Here is a 26,520-nt window from a genome sequence, read left to right as displayed (position 1 = left end):
TTATCGGAGCACACATGGCTCAAGCAAACGCAGTGCAAGGCAAGATCGTTCAATGTATCGGCGCTGTGGTCGACGTGGAGTTCCCGCGCGACCAGATGCCGAAGGTCTATGACGCCTTGAAGTTCGAGGGCAGCGCGCTGACCCTCGAAGTCCAGCAGCAGCTCGGCGACGGCGTGGTGCGCACCATTGCACTCGGCTCGTCCGACGGCCTGCGCCGCGGCCTGATCGTCACCAACACGGGCGCGCCCATCACCGTGCCGGTCGGCAAGGCCACGCTGGGCCGCATCATGGACGTGCTCGGCGCGCCCATCGACGAGCGCGGCCCGGTCGGCCAGGAGCTCACCGCTTCGATCCACCGCAAGGCACCCGCATACGACGAACTGTCGCCCTCGCAAGACCTGCTGGAAACCGGCATCAAGGTGATCGACCTCGTGTGCCCGTTTGCCAAGGGCGGCAAGGTGGGCCTGTTCGGCGGCGCCGGCGTGGGCAAGACCGTGAACATGATGGAACTCATCAACAACATCGCCAAGGCTCACTCGGGTCTGTCGGTGTTTGCCGGCGTGGGTGAACGTACCCGCGAAGGCAACGACTTCTATCACGAGATGGCCGACTCCGGCGTCGTGAACCTCGAGAAGCTCGAGGACTCGAAGGTGGCCATGGTCTACGGCCAGATGAACGAACCCCCGGGCAACCGCCTGCGCGTGGCCCTGACCGGCCTGACCATTGCCGAGTCGTTCCGCGACGAAGGCCGCGACGTGCTGTTCTTCGTGGACAACATCTACCGCTACACGCTGGCCGGTACCGAAGTGTCGGCTCTGCTGGGCCGCATGCCTTCCGCCGTGGGCTACCAGCCGACGCTGGCCGAAGAAATGGGCCGCCTGCAAGAGCGCATTACCTCGACCAAGGTCGGCTCGATCACCTCGATCCAGGCCGTGTACGTGCCGGCCGACGACTTGACCGACCCGTCGCCCGCCACCACCTTCGCCCACCTGGATTCCACCGTGGTGCTGTCGCGCGACATCGCTTCGCTCGGTATCTACCCCGCCGTGGACCCGCTCGACTCGACCTCGCGCCAGCTCGACCCAAACGTGGTCGGCGAAGAGCACTACAACGTGGCCCGCGCCGTGCAAGGCACGCTGCAGCGCTACAAGGAACTGCGCGACATCATCGCGATTCTGGGCATGGACGAACTGGCACCGGAAGACAAGCTTGCCGTGGCCCGCGCCCGCAAGATCCAGCGCTTCCTGTCGCAGCCGTTCCACGTGGCCGAAGTGTTCACGGGCTCGCCCGGCAAGTACGTGCCGCTGGCCGAAACCATCCGCGGCTTCAAGATGATCGTGAACGGCGAAGCCGACCACCTGCCGGAACAAGCGTTCTACATGGTCGGTACCATCGACGAGGCTTTCGAGAAGGCCAAGAAGGTCGCGTAAAGCGGCGCAGGAACGCACATGGCAAACACCATTCACGTCGACGTGGTCTCCGCGGAAGAGTCGATCTTCTCGGGCGAGGCCAAGTTCGTCGCGCTGCCCGGTGAAGCCGGCGAGCTCGGCATCTATCCGCGCCACACGCCGCTGATCACGCGCATCCGCCCGGGGGCAGTGCGCATCGAAACGGCCGACGGCGGCGAAGAGTTCGTCTTCGTGGCTGGCGGCATTCTCGAAGTGCAGCCCGACACCGTCACCGTGCTGTCCGACACCGCCATTCGCGGCAAGGACCTCGACGACGAAAAGGCCAACCAGGCCAAGGCCGCCGCCGAGGAAGCGCTCAAGAACGCCAAGAGCGACATCGACATTGCCATGGCGCAATCCGAACTCGCCGTCATGGCTGCCCAGATCGCGGCGCTTCGCAAGTACCGCCAGAAGAAGTAAATACCGCGGCAGCCCCGCCGGGCCCGCCAGAAGAAAGCCGCCTCCGGGCGGCTTTTTTTCGTCCGCAAAGTTCGATCTCCCGATATCTTCGATCTGAATTTGGTCGAAGTTCAGCCTTGTCCGGCTGAAGACCTGCCTCTAGTATTCGCGTTCATTCACCTGCGGCGAGCCTTGGGGCAGCAGGCAACAAAGACGGAGACAACAACGCGTGACACGCTGGAGCGGCATCACTGCGGACGAAATGCGGTTGCTGGAGACCACCTTCTGGTCGGCCGGCGGCTCGCGCCATGCCATGGCCGAACAACTCGGCTTTTCCAAGAGCAAGGCGAATGCGCTGATTGCGGGCCTGGTCGAGCAGGGTCTCCTGGCCGAGGCCGGTCTCCAGCGCTCATCCGGCGGGCGGCGTGCGGAAAACCTGCAGCTGCATGCCGGCCTGGGCGTGCTGGTCGGCATCGACATTGGCGCCACCAGCCTCGACGTTGCGGTGCTGCGACCGGATCTCACCGTGCTTGCACAGCACGACGAACCCGCCGACGTGCGCGAAGGCCCCGCCGTGGTACTGGCCCGCGTGCGCGTGCTGATGCGCGAGCTGCTTGCGCGCTGCAACAGCAGCGCCAGGAACGTGCTCGGCATCGGCATCGGTGTGCCGGGCCCCGTCAACTTCGAGATCGGGCAGCTCGTGAACCCGCCGCTGATGCCGGCATGGGACAGCTTCTCGATCCGCGACTACCTGCGCGAGGACTACGCGGCGCCCGTCTTCGTCGACAACGACGTGAACCTGATGGCGCTTGGCGAACTCTGGCGGCTGAAGCGCTCGCTCAACAACTTTCTCGTGATCAAGATTGGCACCGGCATCGGCTGCGGCATCGTCTGCCATGGCGAGGTCTATCGCGGCGCCGCCGGTTCGGCCGGCGACGTGGGGCACATCTGCGTCGACCAGGAAGGCCCGCGCTGCCACTGCGGCAACGTGGGCTGTGTGGAAGCCATGGCGGCGGGGCCGGCCATCACGCGCATGGCCGTGCAGGCGGCCGAAGCCGGCGAAAGCGCCATGCTCGCCGAGTGCCTGCGCGTGCATGGGCGCATCGAGGCGGTCGACGTCGGCCAGGCGAGCCGCGCGGGCGACACGGCGGCCAACGGCATCATCCAGAGCGCCGGCAACCTCATCGGCCAGATGCTGGCGTCGGTGGTGAATTTCTTCAATCCGTCACACGTGTTCATCGGCGGTGGCATCACGCGCATCGGGCCGCTGTTTCTGGCGGCCGTGCGGCAGAGCGTCTACCAGCGCTCGCTCGCGCTCTCGACCCGGCACCTGGAGATCCAGTACACGCCGCTGGGCGTGCAGGGCGGGCTGATCGGCGCCGGCGTACTCGCCATGCACGAAACACTGAAAGTCCGCGGAGTGGCGCCATGACCGCAGCAGAAACCAAGGGAAGCGTGGCGGTCGAGTTTGCCGATGTGGTGAAGGCCTTCGGCCCCGTGCAGGTGCTGCACGGCGTGAGCTTTTCGCTGGCGCCAGGCCGCGTCTATGGGCTGCTCGGCGAGAACGGCGCCGGAAAGTCGACGCTGATGAAGATTCTTGCGGGGTACGAGTCGCTCACTGGCGGCGTGCTGCGCATCAACGGCGAGGCGCAGCAGTTCACGAGCTCGCGCGATGCGGAGGCACTGGGCATCGTGCTGATCCACCAGGAATTCAATCTTGCCGAAGACCTGAGCGTGGCGCAGAACATCTTCCTCGGCCACGAGAAGAAGAAAGGCTGGCTGCTCGACGATGCGTCGATGGAGCGCGATGCCGCCGCCGCATTGGCCGCGGTGGGCCTGCAGGTCGACCCGCGGACCAAGGTGCGCCGCCTCATCGTCGCGGAAAAGCAGCTCGTCGAAATTGCCAAGGCCATTGCCCGCCGCGCGCGCCTGCTCATCATGGACGAGCCCACCGCCACGCTCACGCCGGGCGAGACCGAGCGGCTCTTCAAGCTCATTGCGCAGCTGCGCGCCGACGGCGTGACCATCGTCTACATCTCGCACAAGCTCGACGAGGTGGAGCAGGTGACCGACGAGGTGATCGTGATGCGCGACGGCCGCTTTGTCGCGCGTGCACCCACGCCCGAGGTCTCGCGCCAGCAGATGGCCAACCTCATGGTGGGCCGCGAGTTGGCCGACCTGTACCCGCCGCGCGATGTGGTGGTGGCCGCCGACGCGCCCGCCATGCGCGTGCGCAACTTCAGCGTGCCGGGCTGGGCGAACGACGTTGGTTTTGAAGTGCGCCCCGGAGAGATCCTCGGCTTTGCGGGCCTGGTCGGCGCGGGCCGCACCGAGCTGTTCGAAGGCCTGCTGGGCCTCAGGCCGGCCAGCGGACAGGTCGAGATGCTCGGCACGCCGGTGCCCGACAGGAAGGGCTGGCGCAATCCGCGCGACGCCGCAAAGCACGGCCTCACCTACCTGAGCGAAGACCGCAAGGGCAAGGGCCTGCACGTGAACTTCGGGCTGCGCCAGAACCTCACGCTGATGGCCCTCGAGCGCTACACCCGCCCATGGCTCCAGCCCGATGCCGAACGCGGCGCGCTGGCCGCGGCCGTGAAGGACTACGGCATTCGCACCGGCTCGCTCGACGTGCGCGCATCGTCGCTCTCGGGCGGCAACCAGCAGAAACTCGCGCTCGCCAAGGTGCTGCAGCCCAGGCCCAAGGTGGTGGTGCTCGACGAGCCCACGCGCGGCGTCGACATCGGCGCCAAGCGCGACATCTATTTCCTGATCCAGCGACTTGCCCGCGAAGGGCTCGCGGTGATCGTCGTTTCGTCGGAACTGATGGAACTCATCGGCCTGTGCCACCGCGTGGCGGTGATGCGCGCGGGGCGCCTCGTCGCCACGCTCAACGCCGACAACTTGACTGAAGAGGAGCTCATTGCTCATGCCACCGGAACAGCAGACACCCATGCCGCAGCCTGAAGCCGCGCAGCACCGCAGCGAAAGCAAGCCGCGCTGGACCGAGCGCCTGCACGGCCTCGGCCCCGTCATCGGCCTTGTGCTGCTGTGCATCGGCGGCACGCTGCTCAACAGCGACTTTGCCACCGTCGACAACGCCATGAACGTGCTCACGCGCACGGCCTTCATCGGCATCATCGCCGTGGGCATGTGCTTCGTGATCATCTCGGGCGGCATCGACCTGTCGGTGGGCTCGATGGCCGCGCTCATCGCGGGCAGCGTGATCATGTTCATCAACTGGGCCGGTCCGGCCTCGGGCTCGCCGCTGATGGCCGTGGTGATGGGCGCGGTGCTCGCGGTGGTGCTGGGCGCGCTGTTCGGCCTGGCGCACGGCCTGCTCATCACCAAGGGGCGCATCGAACCCTTCATCGTCACGCTGGGCACGCTCGGCATCTTTCGCGCCTATCTCACGTACTTTGCCGACGGCGGCGCGCTCACGCTCGACAACGACCTGTCGGACCTCTATGCGCCGGTGTACTACGCAAGCCTCGTTGGCATTCCGGTGCCTGTGTGGGTGTTCGTGATCGTTGCGATCATCGGCGGGGTCATATTGAACCGCACGGCCTATGGCCGCTACGTGCAGGCCATCGGCTCCAACGAGCAGGTCGCGCGCTACGCGGCGGTGGACGTCGACCGCGTGAAGATCCTGACCTACGTGCTGCTGGGCGTGTGCGTGGGCATTGCCACGCTGCTGTATGTGCCGCGCCTGGGCTCGGCCTCGCCGACCACGGGCCTCCTGTGGGAGCTCGAGGCCATTGCCGCGGTGATCGTCGGCGGCACCGCGCTCAAGGGCGGCGCGGGCAGCATCACCGGCACCGTGGTGGGGGCGATCCTGCTCTCGGTCATCAGCAACATCCTGAACCTCACCAGCATCATCAGCGTGTACCTCAACGCCGCGGTGCAGGGTTTCGTGATCATCATCGTCGCGTTCCTCCAGCGCGGCCGACGCTAGCCAGATTTTTCGTGTTCCGTTCCATCAACCACAAGGAGACATCCAGCATGACAAGCTTCACACGTCGCATCGCACTCACGGCCGTGGCGGCCGCGGCGCTCGCGAGCCTGCCCGCATTCGCGGCCGAGAAGGTGAACCTCGGCGTTTCGATTCCCGCGGCCACGCACAGCTTCATGGGCGGCATCAACTACTGGGCCAACCAGGCGAAGAAAGATCTGGAGAAGGAACACAAGGACCTGAAGATCACGATCAAGACGGCGGCCAACGCGCCCGAGCAGGCGAACCAGCTGCAAGACCTCTCGACCGTCACCAAGATCAACGCGCTCGTGGTGTTCCCGTTCGAGTCGGCCGCGCTCACCAAGCCGGTGGCGCAGGTCAAGGCCAAGGGCGCCTACGTGACCGTGGTCGATCGCGGCCTGACCGACACCAGCGCGCAAGACGCCTACGTGGCTGGCGACAACACCGCCTTCGGCCGTATTCCGGCCGAGTACATCGCGAAGCAGCTCGGCGGCAAGGGCAACGTGGTCGCCTTGCGCGGCATTGCCACCACGCTGGACAACGAGCGCATGGACGCCTTCAACGCAGTGCTCAAGAACCATCCGGACATCAAGCTGCTCGACGCCAAGTACGCCAACTGGAACCGCGACGATGCCTTCAAGGTCACGCAGGACTACCTCACGCGCTTCAAGCAGATCGATGCCATCTGGGCGGCCGACGACGACATGGCCGTGGGCGTGCTCAAGGCCATCGAGCAGGCCAAGCGCGACGACATCAAGATCGTCTTCGGCGGAGCGGGCGCCAAGGGCATGGTCAAGACCATCATGGACGGCAAGGACAAGCGCATGGGCGCGGACGTGAGCTACTCGCCCAAGTTCATCTACGACGCGATCAAGCTCACGGCCGAGGCGCGGCTGAAGGGCGAGAAGCTGCCCGCGACCACCATCATTCCTTCGGTGCTGATCACCAAGGAAAACGCGAAAGACTTCTACCACCCGAACTCGCCGTTCTAAGGTGACCGAGAACGCTTCTCGCAAGCTCCGCTGCGCCATGGTGGGCGGCGGGCGCGACGCTTTCATCGGCGCCGTGCACCGCAAGGCCATGGCGCTGGACGGGCAGATCGAGCTCGTGGCCGGTGCGTTGTCGTCGAGCCCCGAGAAGGCGCGCGCCTCGGGCCGCGACCTCGGGCTGGCCGACGACCGCAACCATGGCGACTGGCAGTCGCTGCTGGCTGACGAGTTGAAGCGCCCGCCCGAGGAGCGCATCGACTTCGTCTCGATCGTCACGCCCAACCATGTGCACTTTCCGGTGGCGCAAGCCTTTGCCGAGGCGGGCTTCCACGTGGTGTGCGACAAGCCGCTGGTGCACACGCGCGAGCAGGCCGATGCGCTCGTGGCCACCGTGAAAAAGCAAGGCACGGTCTTCGGCGTGACCTACAACTACACCGGCTACCCGATGGTGCGGCAAGCGCGTGAGATGGTCCGAACGGGCCAGCTCGGCGAGCTGCGCAAGGTGGTCGTCGAATACAACCAGGGCTGGCTCGCGAGCCAGCTCGAAGACGCCGGCAACAAGCAGGCCGACTGGCGCACCGACCCCGCGCGCAGCGGCGCGGCCGGCGCCATCGGCGACATCGGCTCGCATGCCGAGAACCTCGTCGCAAGCGTGACCGGGCTGGAAATCGAGAGCCTCTGCGCTGACCTGAGCGCGCTGGTGCCCGGCCGCATGCTCGACGACGACGGCAGCCTGCTGCTGCGCTTCAAGGGCGGCGCGCGCGGCGTGCTGATCGCCTCGCAGATCAACACCGGGTTGGAGAACGACCTGCGCCTGCGCATCTCCGGTGCGCTGGGTACGCTCGAATGGCGCCAGGAGCGGCCGAGCGAACTGCTGCACCTGCCGCACGACGGACCCAAGCGCATTCTCACGCGCGGCTCGCCGTGGCTTTGCGAATCGGCGCAACGCGCGAGCCGGCTGCCCGCGGGGCATCCCGAAGGCTTCATCGAGGCCTTTGCCAACATCTATGGCGGCGTGGCCGCCGACATCCGCGCACGCATCGCGGGCCAGCAGGCCGATGCCATCGCGGCCGACTATCCGCGCGTGGAAGACGGCGCCCGCGGCGTCCGCTTCATCGAGCGCACGGTGGCTTCGTCGAAAAGCGAATTAAAGTGGACGCCCTGGTAGCCGTGCCGCATGCCCGCACCCGCGGGCACGCAACGCGCGGCGCTTGGCGCCCATGACACCTTCTTCCCTTCGAGACCTGCCGCTTTCCGGCCCGCCGCCGTGGCTTCGCGCCCTGGGCCGGCGCTGCTGCCGGTCTATCTTTCGCTCTGGCTCTACATCGCGCTGCCGGTGTTCCTGGCCAAGGACCGACGGGAGCTATCGAGCTTTGCACTGAGCTGCGCGGTCATGACCTTCATCTCGCTCGCGGTGTTCTGGTTTGTGCCGACAGCCATACCCAACTTCACCATCGACGCGACTCCAGGCACCTCGCTTCATTTTCTGAAAACGGTCGATGCGGCCGGCAACGCGTTTCCGTCGCTGCATGTGTCGTTCTCGGTGCTTGCCTGCGTGGTGCTGGCGCGGCAATTGCGCGATGTGGCCGCGCCAATGTGGCTCCGCGCGTTCAACATTGCATGGGCCGCAGCCATCGTCTATTCGACGATGGCGGTGCGACAGCACGTGCTCGTCGACGTGCTGGGCGGTCTTGCACTGGGCATCGGATTCGGGCTGGCGTCACGGCCACGCCAAGCCGTTGCGACAGCGGCTGTGCAGGCGGAGCCGGCGTAGGCCGATCGCGCTATTCCTCACGGCCGGCGCCTGCGGTAAAAACCGGGCATCGTTCCCTTGATTCGACACGGAGCCCGCCATGAAGATCACTGCCGCTGCTTTCTTCACGCTGGCCTGCGCGGCCGCCATGCCCGCCATGGCCATCGACTACCCCGCGCGCAAGCCCGGCCTCTGGGAAATCCAGACTGGCGACGGCACAGCCGCCAAGGGCGCGAGCCAGACCATCCAGCAGTGCATCGACGCGGCCAGCGACAAGGCCTTGCGCGACATGGGCCAGGGCATGGGCAAGGACACCTGCTCCAAGCAGGAACTGCGCAACGAAGCCGGCAAGCTGGTCATCGATTCGGTCTGCAAGATCGGCTCCACCACCGCCACGTCGCACGCCGTGATGAGCGGCGACTTCAGCTCGGCCTACCGCATGGAAAGCAAGTCGACCTACAGCCCGCGGCTGATGGGCCGCGCCGAAGGCTCGGCCGTCATCGAAGCCAAGTGGATCGGCCCCTGCAAGGCCGGCCAGAAGCCCGGCGACATGATCATGTCCAACGGCATGAAGATGAACGTGCTCGAAATGGCGGGCGGACGCAAGAAGTAGGCGCCGGCCCACAGCGCTTCGCGGCCCGCGTTCGGCAACGCGCAACGCCGCCACCGCCTACGATGCGGCCATGGCCGCGAAGGAAGAAGATCTCGTCGTCGCTCGTCCCGAGGGGCTGTATTGCCCGCCGGGCGATTTCTACATCGACCCCTGGCGGCCGGTGGCGCGGGCCGTCATCACGCACGCGCACTCCGACCACGCGCGCGTGGGCCATGCGCACTACCTGGCGCATACCGACAGCGCCGGCACGCTGCGCACCCGCCTCGGCAGCGACATCGCGCTGCAGACGCTAGGCTACGGCGAAGCCATCGAGCACCACGGCGTGCGCGTCTCGCTGCATCCGGCCGGCCACGTGCTGGGCTCGGCGCAGGTCCGCCTCGAACACGGCGGGCGCGTGTGGGTGGCCTCGGGCGACTACAAGACCGAGCCCGACGGAACCTGCACCCCCTTCGAGCCGGTGCCCTGCGACACCTTCATCACCGAATCGACCTTCGGGCTGCCGATCTATCGCTGGCCCACACAGGCGGCGCTGTTCGCGGAGATCGATGCATGGTGGCGCGCCAACGCCGAGGCCGGCCGCGCATCGGTGCTGTTCTGCTATGCCTTCGGCAAGGCGCAGCGCATCCTGCACGGTGTGGATGCTTCCATCGGGCCGATCATGGTGCACGGCGCGGTCGAGCCGCTCAACGCCGTGTATCGCGCCGCGGGCGTGGCCTTGCCCGAGACATTGCGCGTGACCGACCCAGGCGTGGACGCCGCGCTTTTGAAGCGCGCGCTGGTGCTGGCGCCGCCGTCGGCGCAGGGCACGCCGTGGATGCGCCGCTTCGGCAACTACGCCGACGCTTTTGCGAGCGGCTGGATGCAGCTGCGCGGCACGCGGCGGCGGCGCGGCGTGGACCGCGGCTTCGTCATGTCCGACCACGCGGATTGGCCCGGCCTGCAGCAGGCTATCGCGGGCACGGGCGCGAGCCGGGTGTTCGTCACCCACGGCAGCGTGGCGGTCATGGTGCGATGGCTCACCGAGAACGGGCTGGAGGCGCAGGGCTTCAAGACCGAGTACGGCGATGAGGACGACCAGGAAACTCCCTCCCCTTCCGGGGGAGGGGCGGGGAGGGGGCAAGCGGCGCCCGATGCGGACGCTGGCAGCCCCCATCCCGGCCTTCCCCCAGAGGGGGAAGGAGCAAAGGCATGAAGGACTTTGCCGCGCTCTACCGCGAGCTCGACGCCAGCACCTCGAGCCTTGCCAAGCAGGCCGCACTGCAGCGCTACCTGCGCGAGGCCAACCCCGCCGATGCGGCTTGGGCCGTGTACTTCCTGGCTGGCGGCAAGCCGCGCCAACTGGTACCCACCAAGCTGCTGCGCCTGCTTGCGCAAGAAGCGGCGGGTCTTCCTGAATGGCTGTTCGACGAGAGCTACGAGGCGGTCGGCGATCTTGCGGAAACCATCGCGCTGCTATTGCCGCCGCCCACCGAGGCGCACGACCTTGGCCTGGCGCGCTGGGTCGAGGAGCACCTGCTGCCGCTGCGCGAAGCCGGCAAGTCCGCGCCCGACGAACTGCCCGTCCGGCTGCGTGCGCAGTGGCGCCAGCTTGCGGCCGAAGAGCGGCTGGTGTACTTCAAGCTCATCACCGGCGCCTTTCGCGTGGGCGTCTCGAAGCTGCAGGTCACGCAGGCGCTCGCGGCCGTGGGAGGCATCGACCCCAAGCGGGTGGCGCAGCGGCTCATGGGCTACACCCACATCGGCGGCCGGCCAGGAGCCGATGACTACCGCGCGCTCATCGCGCCGGAGTCGGGCGCGGAGCAGGTGCAAAAGACCAGCGGGCAACCGTATCCCTTCTTTCTTGCGCACGCGTTCAACTTGCCGCTGCAGCAGTTCGATGCGGCAATCGGCCCACCGGCCGACTGGATCGTCGAATGGAAGTGGGACGGCATCCGCGCGCAACTGGTGAAGCGCGCGGGTGCGGTCTGGTTGTGGTCGCGCGGCGAAGAGCTGGTGACCGAGCGCTTTCCCGAACTTGCCGTGCTCGGCGAGGCGCTGCCCGACGGCACGGTGCTCGACGGCGAGATTGCCGTCTGGCGCGAGGACAAGGTGCAGCCCTTTGCGGAACTGCAAAAGCGCATCGGCCGCAAGACCCTGGGCACGAAGCTGTTGCGCGAAATACCGGTGGTGCTGTTGGCCTATGACCTTCTCGAATGGGAAGGCCGCGACCTGCGCGCGCTGCCGCAAGGGGAGCGCCGCGCGCTGCTCGACGAGCTTGTCACGCGCATGCAGCACCCGTCGCTGCTGCCGAGCCCGATGCTCACCGGCAATGAGTGGAACGACCTGGCGCGCCAGCGCGAAGCCGCGCGCAGCATGGGTGTGGAAGGCATGATGCTCAAGCGCCGCGATGCGCAGTACGGCGTGGGCCGCACCAAGGACGTGGGCGTATGGTGGAAGTGGAAGATCGACCCGCTCAGCATCGACGCCGTGCTCATCTACGCGCAGCGCGGCCACGGCAGGCGCGCCAGCCTCTACAGCGACTACACCTTTGCCGTGTGGGACGGTCCGCCCGAACAGCAAGACCGAAAGCTCGTGCCCTTTGCAAAAGCCTATTCGGGCCTGACCGATGCCGAAATGGCGCGGGTGGACGCGATCATCCGCAAGACCACGGTGGAAAGTTTCGGTCCGGTGCGCAGCGTGGAGCCCACCCTTGTGTTCGAGCTCGGCTTCGAGGGCATCGCGCGCAGCACGCGCCACAAGAGCGGCATTGCGGTGCGCTTTCCGCGCATGCTGCGCTGGCGCGAGGACAAGCCGGTGGCGGAGGCCGACACGCTGCAGACGCTGGCTGCGCTGCTGCCGTCATGACCGACCCTGTGGACCCCGAATTTCTCCCTCCCCTTCCGGGGGAGGGCAGGGGTGGGGGCAAGCGGCGTATCGAGGATCGGCTGCCTGTCGGAGGCCGCGTGCCCCCATCCCAGCCTTCCCCCAGCGGGGGAAGGAGCAAGACAGCAGTCAAGGCGGCGCTCGATGAATGGTTTGCCGGCCGCGGCTGGAAGCCCTTCAAATTCCAGCGCGATGTATGGAAAGCCATCGCGCAAGGAAAGTCCGGCATGTTGCATGCGACCACCGGCGCGGGCAAGACCTACGCCGTGTGGCTCGGCGCGCTGCAGGTCTTCTCGCAAGCGAGAAAGGAAACCGCGCGCCCCGCCGCGCCGCCGCTCACGTTGCTGTGGCTCACACCCATGCGCGCGCTTGCGGCCGACACGCTGCGCGCACTGAAGCAGCCGCTCGAAGCGCTCGGCGCCGAGGTGCATCCGTGGAGCGCCGGCGCGCGCAGCGGCGACACCTCGTCGGCCGAGCGCACCGCGCAGAACGAGCGCCTGCCCACCGTGCTCGTCACCACGCCCGAGAGCCTCTCGCTGCTGCTCGCCCGCGCCGATGCCAGCGAGGTGCTCGGCCGCGTGAAGATGGTGGTGGTCGATGAATGGCACGAGCTGCTCGGCAACAAGCGCGGCGTGCAGGTGCAGCTCGCGCTCGCGCGGCTCCGGCGCTGGAATGCGGGGCTCGCGGTGTGGGGCATGTCGGCCACGCTGGGCAACCTGCAAGAGGCCATGCGCGCATTGCTTGGCGATGAAGAGGGCGTGCTGGTGCAGGGCGCGGTGCCCAAGAAGCTGGTGGTCGATTCGCTGCTGCCTGGCCGCGCCGAGCGCTTTCCGTGGGGAGGCCACCTCGGCCTCACGATGCTGCCGCAGGTGCTCGATGAGATTGCCGCCAGCAGCACCACGCTGGTGTTCACCAACACGCGCTCGCAATCGGAGATCTGGTACCAGGCCATGCTCGAGGCGCGGCCCGAATGGGCGGGCACCATTGCGCTGCACCACGGCTCGCTCGACCGCGCGGTGCGCGAGTGGGTGGAGCTTGGCTTGAAGAGCGGCGAACTCAAGGCGGTGGTCTGCACATCGAGCCTGGACCTGGGTGTCGATTTCCTGCCGGTCGAGCGCGTGCTGCAGATCGGCTCGCCCAAGGGCGTGGCGCGGCTGCTGCAGCGCGCGGGGCGCTCGGGCCATGCACCGGGGCGGCCGTCGCGCATCACGCTCGTGCCCACGCACAGCATCGAGATGGTCGAGGGCGCCGCGGCGCGCGCGGCCATTGCGGCCGGCCACATCGAGGCGCGGCACACGCCGGTGCAGCCGCTCGACGTGCTGGTGCAGCACCTCGTCACAGTGGCGCTCGGCGGCGGCTTCGTGCCCGACGACCTGTATGCGGAAGTGCGCGGCACCGCGGCCTATGCAGGGCTGTCGCGGGAGAGCTGGGAGTGGTGCCTGTCCTTCGTCTCGCAGGGCGGCCCTTCGCTGGCCGCCTACCCGGACTACCGCCGCGCGGTGCCCGATGCCGAAGGCGTCTGGCGTGTGCCCGATGCGCGGCTTGCCCGGCGGCACCGCATGAACATCGGCACCATCGTGAGCGATGCCAGCATGGCGGTGCAGTACATGGGCGGCGCGAAGATCGGCAGCGTCGAAGAAGGCTTTGTCGCACGTATGAAGCCCGGCGACTGCTTCCTGTTCGGCGGCCGGCTGCTGGAGCTCGTGCGCATCCACGACATGACGGCCTGGGTGCGGCGCGCCACCGGCAAGCGCGCCGCGGTGCCGCGCTGGAACGGCGGGCGCATGCCGCTGTCGACCACGCTGGCCGATGCCGTGGTGCAGCAGCTCGCGCTGGCTGGCGAGGGGCGCTATGACTCACCCGAACTGCAGTGCGTGCGGCCGCTGCTCGAAATCCAGCAGCAGTGGTCGGCCCTGCCCACGCCGCAGACGCTGCTGGCGGAGACGCTGACGACACGCGAAGGCTCGCACCTGTTTCTTTATCCCTTTGCGGGGCGGCACGTGCACATGGGGCTTGCAAGCCTGTTGGCCTGGCGCGTGGCGCAGCACGATGCGCGCACCTTCTCCATTGCGGTGAACGACTACGGCTTCGAACTGCTGAGTGCCGTGCCGGTCGACTGGCCCGCGCTGCTGCCGCAGGTGCTGCGCCTGCCGCAAGGCGACGATGCGCATGCCGAGCTGCTGCACGAGGTGCTGGCTTCGCTCAACGCGGGTGAGTTGGCGCAGCGCCGCTTCAGAGAAATTGCGCGCGTCTCGGGCCTCATCTTCCAGGGCTACCCCGGCGAGAAGCGCAGCAACAGGCAGCTGCAGGCCTCGTCGTCACTGTTCTGGGAGGTGTTCCGCAAGTACGACCCCGCCAACAAGCTGCTGCTGCAGGCCGAGCAGGAGCTGCTCGCGCAGGAGCTCGAGATAGGCCGGCTGCGCGCCAGCCTCGCGCGCATGGCGACTCAGCAGCTGGTGCTGAAGCCGCTCGAGCGGCCGACGCCGTTTTCGTTTCCGCTCATGGTCGAGCTGTTCCGCGAGAAGCTGTCGAACGAAAACGTGGCCGACCGCATCGCGCGCATGGTCGAGCAGCTCGAAAAAGCCGCGGGCGGCGTGGTCACCGCCGGCGGGATCGAACGCGTGAAGAGCACGCTCGCGTTCGGCCAGGAAGGGCCGGGCAAGCCACCCGCGCCGCAGCGCCAGCGCAGGCCGCCCTCACGCCGCTCGCGGCCTTTGCCGCCGCTGTGAAGTGAGGAGTGAGCCGTCCGGCTCAGCCGGCGCCGTGCGCCTTGACCCAGCGCACGATGTCCGCCGCGCCCATGGCACCGGCCTGCCGCGCCACCTCGCGGCCGCCGCGAAACAGCGCCAGCGTGGGGATGCTGCGGATGTTGAAGCGCGCGCCCAGGTTGGGCATGGCCTCGGTATCGACCTTGGCCAGCCGCACCCGCGGCTCCAGCTGGGCCGCGGCCTGTTCATAGGCCGGCGCCATCTGGCGGCACGGGCCGCACCACGGTGCCCAGAAGTCCACCAGCACCGGAATTTCATTGCGTGCAATGTGGCGGTCGAAGGTCTTTTCGTCCGGCAGCGCCGTCGAGTGGCCGGCGAACAGTGGGCGGTGGCAACTGCCGCAATCGGGCGCGCTGCCCAGCTGTGCCTCGCGCACGCGATTGGTGGTGTGGCAGTGCGGACAGACGATGTGCAGCGATGGCGTTTCGGTCATACCCAAGAACTGGGGTCCGCAGCGGTGAATTGCAAGTGACGGCCGCCCATGCGCACCGGCTTTTGCGACACTTGGTGGCAGTGACTTCCCCGCAACTTTCCGCATCGGCCCTGCCGGTCCGATGGGCCGGCGAACTGCTTCATCTGCTGCCCGAACGCGCCATCTGGTGGCCCGACGGCCGTGTGCTGTTCATTGCTGACCTGCATATCGGCAAGGCCGCGACCTACCGCGCGCTGGGGCAGCCGGTGCCGGGCGGCACCACGCAGCAGAACCTCGCGCGGCTCGACGCGCTGATCGCAGCCCACGCGCCGCAACGCATCGTGTTTCTTGGTGACTTCATGCATGCGGTGCAGGCGCGCACGCCGCAGGTGCTGGCTGCGCTAGCCGACTGGCGCTCCGCGCATGGGTCCGTCCGCATGACGCTGGTGCGGGGCAACCACGACAGCCGCGCGGGCGATCCGCCTGCGGCCCTGGACATCGAGGTGGTCGACGAGCCCTATCTGCTCGGCCCTTTCGCCTGCTGCCACCATCCGCAAGCGCATGCCACGCACTTCGTTCTCGCCGGGCACCTGCATCCGGTGTGCAGGCTCCATGGGCCGGGGCGAGACAGCGTGCGGCTGCCGTGTTTCACGAGCGACGAACGGCAGGCCGTGCTGCCGGCCTTCGGCGAGTTCACGGGCGGGTGGCTGGTGGAGCGCGCGTCGGGGCGGCGGTTCTTTGCGGTGGGCGGTGAAACCGTGTGGGCGCTGCCGCCATCGGATTGATGATTCGCTCCTGCCCCCTCTGGGGGAAGGCTGGGATGGGGGCGGGCAGAGCGTGCCCATCGCCAACGCCGCTTGCCCCCACCCCAACCCTCCCCCGGGAGGGGAGGGAGAAATTCAAAGAACCACGGGCTTGTCGGGCAATTCGTTGGTGTCCGGCTGGTCGTCCGCCAGCGGAAAGTGCTCGACCAGCAAGGCTGACATTTCTTCGAGCGCCTGCGTCAGCCCGTCTTCGAAACGCCCTTCGCGGAATGCCGCGCCCATGCGCTGCGTCATCGCGGACCATTCGGCGGCACTGACCCGCGCGCTGATGCCGCGGTCGGCCACGATCTCTATCGCATGCTCGGCGAGCAAAAGGTAGATGAGCACGCCGTTGTTGTGCTCGGTATCCCATACGCGCAGCTTGCCGAACATGGTGACGGCACGCTCGCGCGCCGAGGCATCCCGCCGCAGGTAAGACCAGGGCAGGCCGGCCTCGACGCAGATGCGGATCTCGCCACTGTGGCGCCGCTCGCTTGCAGCCACCCGCGCGGCAAGGCGTTCCATGGCGGCATCGGGCAGCACGCGGCGCACATCGGCCTCGTCCATCCATTGGTGGCGCCAGATGCGGCCGAGCCTGGAGAAAAGCGTTGCCATGCCTACCAGTCCCCCGAGGCGCCGCCGCCCCCGAAATCGCCGCCGCCGCCGGAGCTGAAGCCCCCACCGCCGCTGCTGCCGCCGCTCCAGCCACCGCCGCCGCCGCCACCACCCCAGCCGCCGAATCCACCACCGCCGCCGCCGCGGCGCCCCGGCGCCGACGCAGCCACGGCCGAGAACAGCGACACCATCAGTGCCGCCATGCCTGCCAGCACCGCGATGACGATGCTGGTCGTGATGAAGAATGCAATCACGCCGATGCCGCCGCCCATGACAACAGAGCCGAGCTTCTTGCCGGCGATCGAGCGCACGATGGGCGCCCCGACGAAGACGCCGATGAACAGGAAGATTGCGAGGTTTTCCCAGTCGATGCCTTCGCTGGAATCCTTGTCGCTGCCGCTGGAAGGCGCGGGCAGCGCTTCGCCGTCGACCAGCCCGATGAGCCGGGCCACGGCCGCGTTCAGCCCGCCCGCGAAGTCGTTGTTGCGAAAACGCGGCTTCATCTCTTCGTCGATGATGCGGATGGCCGCCAGGTCGGGCACCGCGCCTTCGAGGGTCTTGGCCACTTCGATGCGCATCTTGCGGTCGTTCTTGGCCACGATCACCAGGATGCCGTCGCCCACGTCCTTGCGCCCGATCTTCCACGCGTTGCCCACGCGGTTGGCGTAGCTTGCTATGTCTTCAGGCTCGGTGGTGGGCACCATCAGCACCACCATCTGCGAGCCCTTGCGCTGCTCGAAAGCGGCCAGCTTGGCTTCGAGGTCGGCGCGCTCCGGTTCGGCCAGCGTCTGCGTCTGGTCGATCACCCGGGCCGTGAGCGCGGGCACCGGCAGCAGGCCCTGCGCCCATGCGGTGGCCGCAAGCCCGGCCCACGCGGTCGCCGCCAGCAGGACGGCGGCCAGCGCACGGCGTATCAGGGCAAGTGCCATCGATCGGGCGTCTTACTTCTTGGGCGCAGAAAAGTCGACGGCGGGCGGCGTCGAGATCTGTGCTTCGTTCTGCACCGAGAAGTTCGGCTTCGGCTCGTAGCTGAAGATCTTGGCCGTGATGTTCGTGGGGAAGCTGCGCGCCAGCACGTTGTATTCCTGCACCGTCTGGATGTAGCGGTTGCGCGCCACGGTGATGCGGTTCTCGGTGCCTTCGAGCGTCACGCGCAGGTCGCGGAAGGCCTGGTTGGCCTTCAGCTCCGGGTAGCGCTCCGACACCACCATCAGCCGCGACAGCGCCGACGAGAGCTCGCCCTGCGCCTGCTGGAACTTGTTGAATGCCTCGGGGTTGTTCAGCGTCTCGGGCGTCACCTGGATCGAGGTGGCCTTGGCCCGCGCCTCGATCACCTTGGTGAGCGTGTCCTGCTCGAAGCTGGCCTCGCCCTTCACGGTCGCCACGATGTTGGGCACGAGGTCGGCACGCCGCTGGTACTGGTTGAGCACTTCGCTCCATGCCGATTTGCTCGTCTCGTCGAGCGACTGGAACTGGTTGTAGCCGCATCCGCTCAGGGACAGGACCGAAGCAAGAATCAAGAGCCAGCGTTTCATCATCATTTGCATTACCTCCGCAGAAGAGCCGGAAGTTAGCATAGATGGCTCCATGGCCCTCGATCCCCTTCAAGCACTGCAGGCCGCGAACCGCGCGGTATTGCCCGCGATGGCCGCGAGGGCCGCAACCGCCGGAACGCTATTGATTGCCGGCGCGACCGGCGCCCTGGGGCAGGAGCTTCTGCGCCGGCTCGCGGGCGGCCACCGCTTTGCCCATGTCCGGGTGCTGTCGCGCGAACCGATGCGCGACGGCATGCGCGGCGTCGAAACCTGCCTCTGCCCCAACCTGCCGATCGCGCAATGGGGGCTCACCTCGGCCGATACCGCGGTCATCGCCTTCGACCCGCCCCGGCTGTACCACGGCCGCGAGCGTGCGCTGTGGGTGCCGCAACCCTCCGATCTGCCGGAGCTCTCGCGCTGGTTGCGCGCTTGCGGCGTGCAGACGCTGGCCATCGTGCAGCCGCACGACCAGGGCCGCCTGCCGGAGGCGCTCAAGCGCGGGCTCGCGAGCCTCGACGAACAGGCGGTGGTCGCCAGCGGCTTCGAGCGCGTGATCCTCCTGCGTTCGGCGCGCAAGCCGCTGAATGCCCGGTTCGCCAACCCGGCCGAAAGGCTAGCCGCATGGATGCTGTCGGTCATGCGCTTCATGGTGCCGACGAGCGAGCAGCCGGTGCGCCCCTCCAAGGTGGCCGAACTGGTCGACGTGGCCCTGCGCATTGCACCTGCAGGCGTGCACGTGGCCGCGCCGGAGCTGGTGTGGGAGGCGGCCCAGGGCGAGATGCAGTCCGTGGTGCGGCGCTGGCTGGCTGCTGCCGTGCAAGAAGCCCCGATCAACTCCTGATTGACGCGCTTGATTCCCCGGCAACGCTCACGTCACGGATCACGCGGCAAAATCACGCCATGCCCAAGACCCCACTCCGCGCCGCCGCGGCCCTCGGCGGGACTGCCGACGACATCGAGGCGGCCTTCTATGAAGCGCTGCAGCGCGGCGACATCGATGCGTTGATGGCGTGCTGGGCCGACGAGGACGAGGTGTTCTGCGTGCGTCCCGGCGGGCCCCGCCTGGTCGGCGCCACGGCGATCCGCGCGGCTTTCGAGCAGATGTTCGGCAACGGTGCCATCCACGCCATGCCCGCGCGTGTACGCAAGATCGAGTCGCTCGCGAGCGCGGTGCACAACGTGCTGGAGCGCATCGAGGTTCTCACGCCTGAAGGGCCCAAGCACGCCTTCGTGCTGGCCACCAACGTCTATCACAAGACCGCCGAGGGCTGGCGCATGGTGGCGCACCATGCGAGCCCCGGCAGCGCGCGCGAGCCCGTCGACGCGAACGATCCGCCCCAGACCCTGCACTGAGCGATGCCCGGCGACGTTGTTCCCTCTGCGAACTCATCGATGGACTACGTGGCGCCGCGCTGGCTGCCCGGCGGCAACCTGCAGACCATCTGGGCGGCGCTCTATGCGCGCCGCGGCGGCGCAGCGGGGCCGCCGTACCGCCGCGAGCGCTGGAACACGCCCGACGGCGATTTCATCGACGTCGATTTCGTCGATGCAACCGTGCCGGGTCCGCGGCCGCTGCTGGTGCTGTTCCACGGGCTGGAGGGCTCCTCCCGCAGCCACTATGCGGAAGCCTTTGCCGCCTTTGCGGCCGAGCGCGGCATGGCCTTCGCGGTGCCGCATTTCAGGGGCTGCAGCGGCGAGCTGAACCTGGCGCCGCGCGCCTACCACTCGGGCGACTACGAAGAAATCGACTGGATCCTGCGGCGCATGCGCGAACAGCAGGCGCTTCGCGGTGGCGGCCCGGTGCTGGCCGCGGGCGTTTCGCTCGGCGGCAATGCGCTGCTGCGCTGGGCCTGCGAAGCCGGCGACACGGCCCGTGCTTGCGTGAGCGCGGTGGCTTCGGTGAGCGCGCCGCTCGATCTCACGGCCGGCGGCGAGGCCATCGGCCGCGGCTTCAACCGGCTGGTCTATACGCGCATGTTCCTCGCGACCATGAAGCCCAAGGCGCTGGCCAAGCTGGCCCAGTTTCCAGGCCTGTTCGACCGCGAGCGGCTGCTGGCCGCCAGAGACCTCTATACCTTCGACGACGTGTTCACGGCGCCGCTGCACGGCTTTCGCAATACCGACGACTACTGGGCGCGGGGCTCGTCCAAGCCGCACCTGAGCGCGATCCGCGTGCCCACGTTGGTGGTGAACGCACTGAACGATCCGTTCATTCCGGCCCGCAGCCTGCCAACTCCGGGCGAGGTCGGCCCGCACGTCACGCTGTGGCAGCCCGCGCATGGCGGCCATGTGGGCTTCCCGCTCGGTCCGCCTCCCGGGCATGTGCGCGGCATGCCGGAGCGCGTGGGTGGCTGGCTGGCTCAATTTGCCCCACCGGTCTTTTCGTGAGGCGCGCAAAATAGCCTTCATGGACGACATCGTTAAACAGGCGCTCGCCAAGTGGCCCAACGTGCCGCACTGCTACGGCTGGCTCGGCCTCGACGCGCGCGGCAACTGGTACATGCGCGACGACCGCACGCAAGCCCAGGGCCAGTTCCCGGCCGCGAAGGGCTCGATGCTGCGGCACGACAAGCTGATCGACTTCATCCACCGCAACTACGACCATGACGGCGAAGGCCAATGGTTCTTCCAGAACGGCCCCCAGCGCGTTTATGTCGAGCTCGAGCTTGCGCCCCTCGTCTGGCGCATTGCCGATGACAAGGGGTTTGCCGTCACGGCCCATACCGGGCAGGCAGTCGACATATCGGGGTGCCTGCTCGACGAGGAGGGCCGGCTCTATCTGGCCGCTCCCATCGGGCTCGGGCTGGTCCATACGCAGGACGTCGGCCTGGCGGCCGAGGCCATCGAGCAGGGCTTGTGGACACCCGAGCCGGTACGCTCTGGCGACCTGCCGCAGCGCTTCGGCCATGTGCTGAGCCCCGCGGCACGCCAGCCTGCGGTGCTATCAAAACCGTAGCCGGTCGCCGTGCGCGCATGAAAAAGCCGGCTCGAGGCCGGCTTTCTCTTTGGGGCAGGGCCCCGGTTTACTTGCTGGCGCTGGCAGCCGGTGCGGCCGCCGAGGCAGCGCCTTCGGCGGGTGCCGCTGCCGCGGCGGGACGCTCGGGCACCGGGAACTTGGCACCGCCGGCGTTGGCCATGTAGACCACGGCACGGCCGATTTCGAGGTCTTCGAAGTCGCCGCCGCCCTGGGGCGGCATCGCGCCCTTGCCATGCAGGGCATGGTCGAGCAGCGTCTGGTAGCCCTGGCCGATGCGCGGGCCCCAAGCTGCGGCGTCGTTCAGGTGCGGAGCGCCGGGAATGCCGGGAGGCGCGTGACAGGCGGCGCACTGGGCCTTGAAAACGGCGTCGCCGGCTGCGAGCGGTCGGTTCGCATCGCGGATTTCGATGGCGCCGACCTTCTTGAGCCGCTCGGCCACTTCGCGGTCGCGCGCCTCCTTCGACACGCCGTACAGCGCCATGTTGTCGCCCTCGGCGGTGCCCGCGGGCTTGTTGCCCGAAACCACATAGGCCACGAGGCCCACGATGATCAGGATGGGGGCAAGGAAGGAGAAAAATACCGCGAGCAGCAGTTGCTTCGGGTTCTTGATCGGGCCGGTGTGGGCTTCTTCTGTGGCCTGGTAATGCGGGTCTGCGCTCATGGCGTCCTCAATAACGGGGGCTCGTCGGGGGGCTTTTTCGAATCAACCGGCGATTATAGAGAGGCCCTCCGCCCAAAGGACGGAAGGCCTACCCGGAGCCGTCGCGCGAAAGCCTCAGCCTCCGGCCCTTTGCTCAACCTTTGCTGGCCCAGCCGCCACCCAGCGTCTTGTAGAGCGTGACCTGGTTTTGCAACTGCAAGAGCCGCGTGGTCACGGCCGATTGCTGCGCCGCGTACAGCGATCGCTGCGCGTCCAGCAGGTCGAGCGCGCTCGCAATGCCGTTGCGGTAGCGCATGTCGGAGAGCTTGAAGCGCACCGCCTCGGCATCGGCCTGCGCGCGTTGCGCGCGCACCTGCTCGCCCAGCGTGGCGCGGCCGGCCAGGGCGTCCGCCACCTCGCGGAACGCGGTCTGGATCGACTTTTCGTACTGCGCCACGGCGATCTCGCGCCCGGCCTTGGCCGAGTCGAGCCCCGCGATGTTGCGCCCCGCGTCGAAGATGGGCAGCGTGATCTGCGGCGCAAAGGCCCAGGCCTTCGACCCGCTGTCGAACAGGCCCGAGAACTCGCTGCTCGCGGTGCCGATCGAGGTGGTCAGCGACACGCGCGGGAAGAAGGCCGCGCGTGCCGCGCCGATGTTGGCGTTGGCGGCAATCAGCTGCTGCTCGGCCGAGCGGATGTCGGGCCGTTCGGTCAGCAAGTCGGAGGGCAGGCCCGCGGGCACGTCCGGCATCGGCTGGATGCCGTCCAGGCCCTTGGCGCCGCCGGCCGTGGCTTCGGCCGGCACCGGCGCGCCGAGCAGCAGAGCGAGCGCGTTCTCGTCCTGCTGGCGCGTGCGCAGCTGCTGTGCGTACGAAGCGCGCGCGGTTTCGGCGAGCGAATTCGCGGCCTGGAAGTCGAGCTCCGACGACACGCCGTTGTCGAAGCGCATCTTGGTCAGGCGCACCGATTCTTCGCGCGTGACCATCGTCTGGCGCGTGAGTTCGAGCAGCTGGTCGTCGGCAATCAGCGTGAGCCAGCCGGTGGCGACGGACGCGATCAGGCTGATTTGCGCGGCTTTGCGCGTTTCCTCGGTGGCGAGGTATTGCGCCAGCGCCTGGTCCTTCAGGCTGCGGATGCGGCCGAAGAAGTCGATTTCCCAGGCGGTGATGCCCAGGTTCACGCTGTACTGCGACGACACGCTGCCCGCGCTGCTGTCGAAGGCCTGGTACGGATTGGGGCTCGAGCGCGACCCGCTGCCGGTGAGGCCCAGCGCCGGGAACAAGGCCGAGCGCTCGATCTGGAATTGCGCGCGCGCCTGCTCGATGTTGAGCACCGACACGCGCAGGTCGCGGTTGTTGGCAAGCGCGGTCTGGATGAGTCCAGTCAGCCGGGGGTCGGTGAAGAAGTCCTGCCAGGGCAGGGCGGCCGCGGCCTGGCCCGCCGGCTGCGCCGGGTCGCCCGGGAAGGTGGTCGGCACCGGCGCCGCGGGGCGCTCGTAAGTCGGAATCAGCGAGCAGCCGGCCAGCAGCATGGCTGCGGCCAGGGCCGTGGGAATCAGTTTCTTGTGAGTCATATGGTCTTTTCCTCCGTGATGCCGGCGGCCTCCGCATGCCGCTTGTCGGCTTCATGCTGGCGCGCGCTGCCCTTGAACAGGGTGCGCACCACCACGAAGAACACCGGCACGAAGATCACCGCGAGCGCCGTGCCCGTCACCATGCCGCCGAGCACGCCGGTGCCGATGGCGCGCTGGCTCGCAGAGCCCGCGCCCGAGGCAAGGACCAGCGGCACCACGCCCAGGCCGAAAGCCAGCGAGGTCATGATGATCGGGCGGAACCGCAGGTGCGCCGCGGCCAGCGCCGATTCCACGATGCCCCGGCCCTGCGCCTGCAGGTCCTTGGCGAACTCGATGATCAGGATCGCGTTCTTCGCCGACAGGCCGATGATGGTGATCAGGCCCACCTGGAAGTACACGTCGTTCGAATAGGCGCGCAGCATCGTCGCGAGCAGCACGCCCAGCACGCCGAGCGGCACCACCAGAATGACCGACAGCGGGATCGACCAGCTCTCGTACAGCGCCGCCAGGCACAGGAACACGGCCAGGATCGCGAAGCCGTAGAGGATCATGGCCTGCGAGCCCGCGAGCTTTTCTTCGCGCGACTGGCCCGTCCACTCGTAGCCGAAGCCTTGCGGCAACTGGCTGGCGAGCTTTTCCATCTCGGCCATGGCGGCACCCGTGCTGTAGCCCGCAGCGGCGTCGCCGCTGATGCGGATGGCCGGGTAGCCGTTGTAGCGCACCGTTTGCGTGGCCCCCGTGACCCACTTCGTGGTCGCGAAGGCCGACAGCGGCACCGGCTGCCCCTGCGTGTTGCTGGCGTTGAGCCTCAGCAGGTCGTCCGGCTGCATGCGGGCCGGCGCATCGGCTTGCACCACCACGCGCTGCAGGCGGCCGCGGTTCGGAAAGTCGTTGATGTAGCTCGAACCCAGCCCCGTCGACAGCGTGGCGTTGATCGCGTCGAAGCTCACGCCCAGCGCGCTGGCCTTGTCGCGGTCGATGTCGATCTCCAGCTGCGGCGCGTCTTCCAGTCCGTCAGGGCGAACCTGCGCCAGGACCTTGCTCTGCCCGGCCATGCCCAGGAGCTGGTTGCGCGCGTTGATCAGCGCCTCGTGGCCCGCGCCCGAGCGGTCTTGCAAGCGGAAGCTGAAGCCGCTGGCATTGCCCAGTTCAGGAATGGGCGGAGGGCTCAGCGGATAGATGAACGCGTCGCGAATGCCCGAAAGCGCACCGAAGGCGCGGCCCGCCAGGGCGCTGGCCGAATGGGCCGGGTCCTTGCGCTCTTCCCAGTCTTTCAGCGTGACGAAGGCGAGGCCTGCGTTCTGACCCTGGCCCGAGAAGCTGAAGCCCATCACGCCCACCATGCTCTGAACTTCGGGCTGCTTCAGGATGAAGCCTTCGACCTGCTGCATGACCGACAGCGCACGCTCTTGCGTGGCGCCTGGCGGCAGTTGCACATTCACGATGATGTTGCCCTGGTCTTCCGCCGGCAGGAACGAGCTCGGCAGGCGCATGTAGGTGAACACCACCGCGCCGATGATCACGGCATAGATGATCAGGTAGCGCGCGGCGCGGCGCAGGATGCGCGCGACCACGCTTTCATAGCCCTTGGCCGTGCGCGTGAAACCGCGGTTGAACCAGCCGAAGAAGCCGGTCTTCTCGTGGTGGTGCCCCGCTTCCACGGGCTTGAGCAGCGTGGCGCACAGCGCGGGCGTGAGCGACAGCGCCATGAAGGCCGAGAAGGCGATCGACGTCACCATCACCGCCGAGAACTGGCGGTAGATGTTGCCCGTGGAGCCCGCGAAGAACGCGAGCGGCACGAACACCGAGATCAGCACCACGGTCACGCCGATGATGGCGCCCGAGATCTGCTTCATGGCCTTGCGCGTGGCTTCGAGCGGCGAGAGCCCCTCTTCGCTCATGATGCGCTCGACGTTTTCCACCACCACGATGGCGTCGTCCACCACGATGCCGATCACCAGCACCATGCCGAACATGGTCAGCACGTTGATCGAGAAGCCCAGCGCCAGCAGCGAGGCGAACGTGCCCAGCAGCGCGATAGGCACCACGATGGTCGGGATGATCGTGTAGCGCCAGTTCTGCAGGAACAGGAACATCACCAGGAACACCAGCGCCACGGCTTCCAGCAGCGTCTTGACCACTTCGGTGATCGAGATCTGCACGAAGCGCGAGCTGTCGTACGGAATGTCCCACTTCACGCCCTGCGGGAAGAAGCGCTGGAGCTCCGCCATCTTGGCGCGGATCGCCTTGGCCGACTCCAGCGCGTTGCCGTTGGGCGTGGGCTGCACGCCGATGCCGACCGCCGGCACGCCGTTCAGGCGCGCCGAGGTGGCGTACGACTGGCCGCCGAGTTCGACCCGTGCCACGTCCTTCAGCCGCACGGTCGAGCCGTCGGTGTTGGCGCGCAGCACGATGTTCTGGAACTGGTCGACGGTGGCGAGCTGGCCGTTCACCACCACCGTGGCCGCAATGGCCTGGCCCGGGATGTTCGGCAGGTCGCCGAGCGTGCCCGAAGACACCTGGGCGTTCTGCGCGCGAATGGCGTTGTTCACGTCCGTTGCCGACAGGTTGAAGCCCTGCAGCTTGGCCGGATCGATCCAGATGCGCATCGCGTTTTCGGAGCCGAACAGCTGGGCCTGGCCCACGCCGACCACGCGCTGCAGTTCCGGCACCACGTTGCGCGCGGCGTAGTCGCCGAGCGCAATGGGGTCGAAGGCGGGATTGTCCGAGGACAGCATCACGAACATCAGGAAGTTGTCGCGTGACTTGTCCACGCGAACGCCCTGCTGCGTCACCGCGGCCGGCAGGCGCGGCGTGGCCCGCGAGAGGCGGTTCTGCACGTCCACCTGCGCGAGGTCTTCGTTGGTGCCGGCCTCGAAGCTGATCGTGATGGTGCCGGTGCCGTCGGCCTGGGCCACCGATTCCATGTAGATCAGGCCCGGCGAGCCGTTCATTTCGCGCTCGATGACGGACAGCACGCTGTCCTCGAGCGTCTGGGCCGAGGCGCCGGGGTACGCGACGTTGATCACGATGGCCGGCGGTGCCACCGGCGGATATTGCGAGATCGGCAGCTGAGTGATTGCCACGCCGCCCATCACCAGGATGAACAGTGCGATCACCCAGGCGAAGATCGGGCGGTCGATAAAGAATTTGGCCATGCGGG

At 67.8% G+C, this 26,520-nt stretch carries 24 protein-coding genes; 17 read left to right on the top strand and 7 right to left on the bottom strand.

What is annotated here, in order from left to right; all coding sequences use genetic code 11:
* Positions 1-14: 14 nt before the first annotated feature.
* The 12 genes from atpD to EJI00_RS19290 all read left to right on the top strand — a co-directional run bounded on the left by atpD (position 15) and on the right by EJI00_RS19290 (position 14,763).
* Positions 15-1,430, top strand: a complete 1,416-nt coding sequence (atpD, locus tag EJI00_RS19345) for a F0F1 ATP synthase subunit beta (protein WP_126749115.1) — start codon at positions 15-17, stop codon at positions 1,428-1,430.
* Between the two features lie 18 nt (positions 1,431-1,448).
* Positions 1,449-1,868 (top strand): F0F1 ATP synthase subunit epsilon, encoded by a 420-nt coding sequence (locus EJI00_RS19340; protein WP_126749114.1) that lies wholly within the window; start codon positions 1,449-1,451, stop codon positions 1,866-1,868.
* A gap of 241 nt (positions 1,869-2,109) precedes the next feature.
* Entirely contained in the window at positions 2,110-3,279 is a 1,170-nt protein-coding gene (locus EJI00_RS19335) for an ROK family protein (protein ID WP_126749151.1), read from the top strand.
* Positions 3,276-4,811 (top strand): sugar ABC transporter ATP-binding protein, encoded by a 1,536-nt coding sequence (locus EJI00_RS19330; protein ID WP_126749113.1) that lies wholly within the window; start codon positions 3,276-3,278, stop codon positions 4,809-4,811. The genes EJI00_RS19335 and EJI00_RS19330 overlap by 4 nt, the downstream gene beginning before the upstream one ends.
* Positions 4,774-5,799: an ABC transporter permease gene (locus EJI00_RS19325; RefSeq protein ID WP_185868168.1), complete on the top strand. Its 1,026-nt coding sequence runs from the start codon at positions 4,774-4,776 to the stop codon at positions 5,797-5,799. Before EJI00_RS19330 ends, EJI00_RS19325 begins: the two co-directional genes overlap by 38 nt.
* A 47-nt stretch (positions 5,800-5,846) precedes the next feature.
* Complete coding sequence (locus EJI00_RS19320; protein ID WP_126749112.1) at positions 5,847-6,809, top strand: substrate-binding domain-containing protein; 963 nt, start codon at positions 5,847-5,849, stop codon at positions 6,807-6,809.
* A 37-nt stretch (positions 6,810-6,846) separates the two neighbouring features.
* The gene (locus EJI00_RS19315) at positions 6,847-7,974 is read left to right on the top strand and encodes a Gfo/Idh/MocA family protein (RefSeq protein WP_185868169.1); all 1,128 of its coding nucleotides are present in this window, start codon (positions 6,847-6,849) and stop codon (positions 7,972-7,974) included.
* Between the two features lie 9 nt (positions 7,975-7,983).
* Entirely contained in the window at positions 7,984-8,580 is a 597-nt protein-coding gene (locus EJI00_RS19310; RefSeq protein WP_260590781.1) for a phosphatase PAP2 family protein, read from the top strand.
* Between the two features lie 79 nt (positions 8,581-8,659).
* Entirely contained in the window at positions 8,660-9,172 is a 513-nt protein-coding gene (locus EJI00_RS19305; protein WP_126749110.1) for a DUF3617 domain-containing protein, read from the top strand.
* A 70-nt stretch (positions 9,173-9,242) separates the two neighbouring features.
* Positions 9,243-10,364 (top strand): ligase-associated DNA damage response exonuclease, encoded by a 1,122-nt coding sequence (locus EJI00_RS19300; RefSeq protein WP_126749109.1) that lies wholly within the window; start codon positions 9,243-9,245, stop codon positions 10,362-10,364.
* Positions 10,361-12,016, top strand: a complete 1,656-nt coding sequence (locus tag EJI00_RS19295; RefSeq protein WP_126749108.1) for an ATP-dependent DNA ligase — start codon at positions 10,361-10,363, stop codon at positions 12,014-12,016. Before EJI00_RS19300 ends, EJI00_RS19295 begins: the two co-directional genes overlap by 4 nt.
* Positions 12,013-14,763 carry a ligase-associated DNA damage response DEXH box helicase gene (locus EJI00_RS19290; protein ID WP_126749107.1) on the top strand — a complete coding sequence of 917 codons (2,751 nt, stop codon included), beginning with the start codon at positions 12,013-12,015 and terminating at the stop codon, positions 14,761-14,763. The genes EJI00_RS19295 and EJI00_RS19290 overlap by 4 nt, the downstream gene beginning before the upstream one ends.
* 22 nt (positions 14,764-14,785) lie before the next feature.
* Here EJI00_RS19290 and trxC read toward each other — a convergent pair whose 3' ends face one another.
* Positions 14,786-15,235: a thioredoxin TrxC gene (gene trxC / locus EJI00_RS19285; RefSeq protein ID WP_126749106.1), complete on the bottom strand. Its 450-nt coding sequence runs from the start codon at positions 15,233-15,235 to the stop codon at positions 14,786-14,788.
* Positions 15,236-15,315: 80 nt separating this feature from the next.
* On the opposite strand from trxC, the gene pdeM reads away from it, so the two are divergent.
* Complete coding sequence (gene pdeM, locus EJI00_RS19280; RefSeq protein WP_126749105.1) at positions 15,316-15,999, top strand: ligase-associated DNA damage response endonuclease PdeM; 684 nt, start codon at positions 15,316-15,318, stop codon at positions 15,997-15,999.
* Between the two features lie 114 nt (positions 16,000-16,113).
* On the opposite strand, the gene EJI00_RS19270 is transcribed toward pdeM, so the two are convergent.
* The 3 genes from EJI00_RS19270 to EJI00_RS19260 are packed head-to-tail and all read right to left on the bottom strand — an operon-like array spanning position 16,114 to position 18,173.
* Positions 16,114-16,632 carry a TPM domain-containing protein gene (locus tag EJI00_RS19270; RefSeq protein WP_126749103.1) on the bottom strand — a complete coding sequence of 173 codons (519 nt, stop codon included), beginning with the start codon at positions 16,630-16,632 and terminating at the stop codon, positions 16,114-16,116.
* Positions 16,633-16,634: 2 nt separating this feature from the next.
* Entirely contained in the window at positions 16,635-17,561 is a 927-nt protein-coding gene (locus tag EJI00_RS19265; RefSeq protein WP_126749102.1) for a TPM domain-containing protein, read from the bottom strand.
* 12 nt (positions 17,562-17,573) lie between these two features.
* Positions 17,574-18,173, bottom strand: a complete 600-nt coding sequence (locus EJI00_RS19260; RefSeq protein ID WP_409514034.1) for a LemA family protein — start codon at positions 18,171-18,173, stop codon at positions 17,574-17,576.
* A gap of 46 nt (positions 18,174-18,219) precedes the next feature.
* Here EJI00_RS19260 and EJI00_RS19255 point away from each other — a divergent pair, with 46 nt between their 5' ends.
* Genes EJI00_RS19255 through EJI00_RS19240 form a run of 4 tightly spaced genes read left to right on the top strand, consistent with a single transcriptional unit; the run spans position 18,220 to position 21,123 of the window.
* A complete protein-coding gene (locus EJI00_RS19255) occupies positions 18,220-19,008 on the top strand; it encodes a hypothetical protein (protein WP_126749101.1) in 789 nt (262 codons plus the stop codon).
* A 59-nt stretch (positions 19,009-19,067) separates the two neighbouring features.
* On the top strand, positions 19,068-19,520 hold the full coding sequence (locus EJI00_RS19250; protein ID WP_126749100.1) for a YybH family protein: 453 nt from the start codon (positions 19,068-19,070) through the stop codon (positions 19,518-19,520).
* A gap of 39 nt (positions 19,521-19,559) precedes the next feature.
* Positions 19,560-20,555 carry a YheT family hydrolase gene (locus EJI00_RS19245; protein WP_126749148.1) on the top strand — a complete coding sequence of 332 codons (996 nt, stop codon included), beginning with the start codon at positions 19,560-19,562 and terminating at the stop codon, positions 20,553-20,555.
* Positions 20,556-20,574: 19 nt separating this feature from the next.
* A complete protein-coding gene (locus EJI00_RS19240) occupies positions 20,575-21,123 on the top strand; it encodes a DUF2946 family protein (RefSeq protein ID WP_126749099.1) in 549 nt (182 codons plus the stop codon).
* Between the two features lie 67 nt (positions 21,124-21,190).
* On the opposite strand, the gene EJI00_RS19235 is transcribed toward EJI00_RS19240, so the two are convergent.
* The 3 genes from EJI00_RS19235 to EJI00_RS19225 form a co-directional block, all read right to left on the bottom strand.
* The gene (locus EJI00_RS19235) at positions 21,191-21,805 is read right to left on the bottom strand and encodes a c-type cytochrome (protein WP_126749098.1); all 615 of its coding nucleotides are present in this window, start codon (positions 21,803-21,805) and stop codon (positions 21,191-21,193) included.
* Positions 21,806-21,938: 133 nt separating this feature from the next.
* Positions 21,939-23,357, bottom strand: a complete 1,419-nt coding sequence (locus tag EJI00_RS19230; protein ID WP_126749097.1) for an efflux transporter outer membrane subunit — start codon at positions 23,355-23,357, stop codon at positions 21,939-21,941.
* Positions 23,354-26,515, bottom strand: coding sequence for an efflux RND transporter permease subunit (locus EJI00_RS19225; protein ID WP_126749096.1), 3,162 nt, complete (start codon positions 26,513-26,515; stop codon positions 23,354-23,356). Before EJI00_RS19225 ends, EJI00_RS19230 begins: the two co-directional genes overlap by 4 nt.
* Positions 26,516-26,520: the final 5 nt, after the last annotated feature.

The organism is Variovorax sp. DXTD-1, assembly GCF_003984625.1.
Classification (GTDB): domain Bacteria; phylum Pseudomonadota; class Gammaproteobacteria; order Burkholderiales; family Burkholderiaceae_C; genus Variovorax.
This window is presented reverse-complemented; position numbering and strand designations above follow the sequence as displayed.

Bases quoted from the DNA above. Each gene is read 5' to 3' on its own strand.
- EJI00_RS19340 (WP_126749114.1), top strand. From the start codon at position 1,449: ATGGCAAACACCATTCACGTCGACGTGGTCTCCGCGGAAGAGTCGATC.
- trxC (WP_126749106.1), bottom strand. From the start codon at position 15,235: ATGACCGAAACGCCATCGCTGCACATCGTCTGTCCGCACTGCCACACC.
- EJI00_RS19320 (WP_126749112.1), top strand. From the start codon at position 5,847: ATGACAAGCTTCACACGTCGCATCGCACTCACGGCCGTGGCGGCCGCG.
- EJI00_RS19300 (WP_126749109.1), top strand. From the start codon at position 9,243: ATGGCCGCGAAGGAAGAAGATCTCGTCGTCGCTCGTCCCGAGGGGCTG.
- EJI00_RS19235 (WP_126749098.1), bottom strand. From the start codon at position 21,805: ATGAGCGCAGACCCGCATTACCAGGCCACAGAAGAAGCCCACACCGGC.
- EJI00_RS19255 (WP_126749101.1), top strand. From the start codon at position 18,220: ATGGCCCTCGATCCCCTTCAAGCACTGCAGGCCGCGAACCGCGCGGTA.
- EJI00_RS19265 (WP_126749102.1), bottom strand. From the start codon at position 17,561: ATGGCACTTGCCCTGATACGCCGTGCGCTGGCCGCCGTCCTGCTGGCG.
- EJI00_RS19325 (WP_185868168.1), top strand. From the start codon at position 4,774: ATGCCACCGGAACAGCAGACACCCATGCCGCAGCCTGAAGCCGCGCAG.
- EJI00_RS19330 (WP_126749113.1), top strand. From the start codon at position 3,276: ATGACCGCAGCAGAAACCAAGGGAAGCGTGGCGGTCGAGTTTGCCGAT.
- EJI00_RS19270 (WP_126749103.1), bottom strand. From the start codon at position 16,632: ATGGCAACGCTTTTCTCCAGGCTCGGCCGCATCTGGCGCCACCAATGG.
- EJI00_RS19335 (WP_126749151.1), top strand. From the start codon at position 2,110: ATGCGGTTGCTGGAGACCACCTTCTGGTCGGCCGGCGGCTCGCGCCAT.
- EJI00_RS19230 (WP_126749097.1), bottom strand. From the start codon at position 23,357: ATGACTCACAAGAAACTGATTCCCACGGCCCTGGCCGCAGCCATGCTG.
- EJI00_RS19225 (WP_126749096.1), bottom strand. From the start codon at position 26,515: ATGGCCAAATTCTTTATCGACCGCCCGATCTTCGCCTGGGTGATCGCA.
- EJI00_RS19315 (WP_185868169.1), top strand. From the start codon at position 6,847: ATGGTGGGCGGCGGGCGCGACGCTTTCATCGGCGCCGTGCACCGCAAG.
- EJI00_RS19295 (WP_126749108.1), top strand. From the start codon at position 10,361: ATGAAGGACTTTGCCGCGCTCTACCGCGAGCTCGACGCCAGCACCTCG.
- EJI00_RS19250 (WP_126749100.1), top strand. From the start codon at position 19,068: ATGCCCAAGACCCCACTCCGCGCCGCCGCGGCCCTCGGCGGGACTGCC.
- EJI00_RS19305 (WP_126749110.1), top strand. From the start codon at position 8,660: ATGAAGATCACTGCCGCTGCTTTCTTCACGCTGGCCTGCGCGGCCGCC.
- EJI00_RS19240 (WP_126749099.1), top strand. From the start codon at position 20,575: ATGGACGACATCGTTAAACAGGCGCTCGCCAAGTGGCCCAACGTGCCG.
- atpD (WP_126749115.1), top strand. From the start codon at position 15: ATGGCTCAAGCAAACGCAGTGCAAGGCAAGATCGTTCAATGTATCGGC.
- EJI00_RS19260 (WP_409514034.1), bottom strand. From the start codon at position 18,173: ATGATGATGAAACGCTGGCTCTTGATTCTTGCTTCGGTCCTGTCCCTG.
- EJI00_RS19290 (WP_126749107.1), top strand. From the start codon at position 12,013: ATGACCGACCCTGTGGACCCCGAATTTCTCCCTCCCCTTCCGGGGGAG.
- EJI00_RS19245 (WP_126749148.1), top strand. From the start codon at position 19,560: ATGGACTACGTGGCGCCGCGCTGGCTGCCCGGCGGCAACCTGCAGACC.
- EJI00_RS19310 (WP_260590781.1), top strand. From the start codon at position 7,984: ATGCCCGCACCCGCGGGCACGCAACGCGCGGCGCTTGGCGCCCATGAC.